Here is a 2,180-nt window from a genome sequence, read left to right as displayed (position 1 = left end):
ACCGGGTCGTAGGAAGGGGTGTACGAGGGGGTGTAGGCCGGGGTGTAGGCCGGGGCGAACCCGTACTGGTTGGCCACCGCGCGCTGCAGTCCCAGGATCGGGTCCCCGCCGCCGAGGACCATCCCCGGCACGGCCGTGGCCGCGACCGAGGACAGCTGGGCGGCACTCACGCCGGCCAGTCCGGCGTCGCGCATGGCCTGCTCCGGCGCGGCGACGAACGCACGGGCGGCGTCCTCGCTGCGGAACAGGTCGAGGATCCAGTCGATGAGAGCGATCATTGCGAGCCCCTTTCGTGGCTTTGCCTGCCGGCCGATCCGGCAATCTGGAAACCACGGTATGGCGATCACGAGCGCCCTGAAACGGGGATCACACCCCTTCTCCCCAAGGCCCCACTAGGGCTTTATGCGATCCGTAGTTAGGGGATTAGGGGGGCGGCGGAGTCGCCGGGAAAAGGCGAAAACCCCACGTCGACGACGTGGGGTCAAGGCTGGCTCGAGGCCCGTCACGCGGGCCGGGCCTGGATCAGAACAGATCGAAGCCGGCCGGGTCGCCGGGATGGTGGTCGGCCTGCGGATCCACGTGCGGGTGGGGCCAGCCCGCCTCACCCGACGGCTCCTCCGGCTCGGGGTAGACCGGTTCGATCGGCAGGTGGGCCGGAATCCCGTCGGGGGCGGGGGCCGGCGCCGGGCCGTCGACCGGGCCGTCGTAGCCGGGCTGATCAAGGGACGTCGCAGCAGGCGGCAGTGTCACCGCCGGCTGATCCGGTCCGACCGGCGGAACAGGAATAGCGAAGGCGTCGAACGCCGCGACCGCCGCACCACTGGTCCACACGTTGCCCCCCTCGGCGGTGGCGCCGAAGGCGGGCGTCGAGGCTGCCAGCGAGTCGGTGACCACCGGGATGAGGTTGTCGACGTCGGCGATGGTGACGCCGGGCAGATCGGCGTCGGCCAGCACCGCGGCCGGGTCGGCGGCGTACCGCGCGGCGATCTCCCGGTCGCGCACCAGAGCCATCACAAAATCGAGGAGAGAATTGCCCATGGGCCAAGGCTAGGGGTTCCGGGCGGATCCGGAATCGGTGTGAAGCCCAACCCCACGCGGCTGCGGTTAGGGGATCGGCCCCTAGGGGACATACCGTGATTAGGGGATTGCTGGGCAGACTGCTAGGTGGAAGTTATGGTGGGTTTTTCGCCGAACACGAGGGAGAACGGGCGTGAGACCGCAGGACCCACCCGCACTGGGACTGTCGATCGGGACGACGAACATCGGCGCCGCCCGGCCCGGAAATGCCCCGATCACGCGCCGGTCGGTCCTCACACTCCGGGACGGTCGCCCGGCCGAGGTGGGCGTGCCGGCGGAGAATCCGGAACTCACCAGCGCGTATCCGACCCGTCAGGGACGGGTGCTGGGCGGTTTCGTGGAGAGAGTGGGCGACCCGGTTCCCCTGGTGGCCCCGGACGGTTCCAGCTACCGCAGCGAGGCTCTGCTCACCGCCGCACTGGAGGCGATGGCCCGAGCGGTCGATGACGGCCGCCCCGTCACGTCGGTGGTCGTCGCGGTACCCGCCCATTGGGGACCGGGTGCCATCGGGGCGCTGCGGGGCGCCCTGCGCGGGAGTCCCGTGCTCTCGCCGGGCGGCGTCCCGCCGACGATCGTGTCCGACGCGACCGCGGCGCTGGCCGCCCTGCAGGCTTCGCCGGGGCTGCCGGGAGACGGCGTGGTGGCGCTGTGCGACTTCGGCGGCAGTGGGAGTTCCATCACGCTCGCCGGTGTTGATGCCGGAGCCCGTGGGGACCTGGCACCGATCGGGGAGACGATCCGCTTCGGCGACTTCTCCGGCGACCAGATCGATCAGGCCCTGCTCAATCACGTTCTGTCCGGGATCCGCTCCGCCGGAGAAGACGAGACCTCGGGGACCGCCGCCGTCGGACCGCTCACCCGGCTTCGCGAACAGTGCCGGCTGGCCAAGGAGCGGTTGTCGCGCGAGACGACCGCCGTGGTGCCGGCCGAACTGCCCGGACACCGATCCGACGTCCGCATCACCCGCACCGAACTGGACCGTCTGATCGCCGAGCCTTTCGCAGGTTTCCTCGATGCCCTCGGAGATGTTCTGGAGCGCAACAGGATTCCGGCGGCCAGCCTGGCTGCGGTCGCCACCGTGGGGGGCGGCGCGGCCATTCCGG

Annotated in this window: 3 protein-coding genes; 1 reads left to right on the top strand and 2 read right to left on the bottom strand. The window is 70.8% G+C overall.

Translation table 11 applies throughout. The annotated features are described in order from the left end of the window. On the bottom strand, positions 1 to 278 hold a 278-nt coding region (locus tag ADBZ5U_RS10780; RefSeq protein ID WP_526265239.1), incomplete at its 3' end, for an IniB N-terminal domain-containing protein. A gap of 244 nt (positions 279 to 522) precedes the next feature. Further along, positions 523 to 1,038 carry an Rv0340 family IniB-related protein gene (locus tag ADBZ5U_RS10775; protein WP_526265237.1) on the bottom strand — a complete coding sequence of 172 codons (516 nt, stop codon included), beginning with the start codon at positions 1,036 to 1,038 and terminating at the stop codon, positions 523 to 525. 172 nt (positions 1,039 to 1,210) lie between these two features. On the opposite strand from ADBZ5U_RS10775, the gene ADBZ5U_RS10770 reads away from it, so the two are divergent. Next, on the top strand, positions 1,211 to 2,180 hold a 970-nt coding region (locus ADBZ5U_RS10770), incomplete at its 3' end, for an Hsp70 family protein (RefSeq protein WP_526265235.1).

Origin of the sequence: Mycobacterium sp. (assembly GCF_040398885.1) — a bacterium.
Classification (GTDB): domain Bacteria; phylum Actinomycetota; class Actinomycetes; order Mycobacteriales; family Mycobacteriaceae; genus Mycobacterium.
The sequence above is the reverse complement of the archived record's forward strand: the minus strand, read 5'-3'. Positions and strand labels throughout refer to the sequence as shown.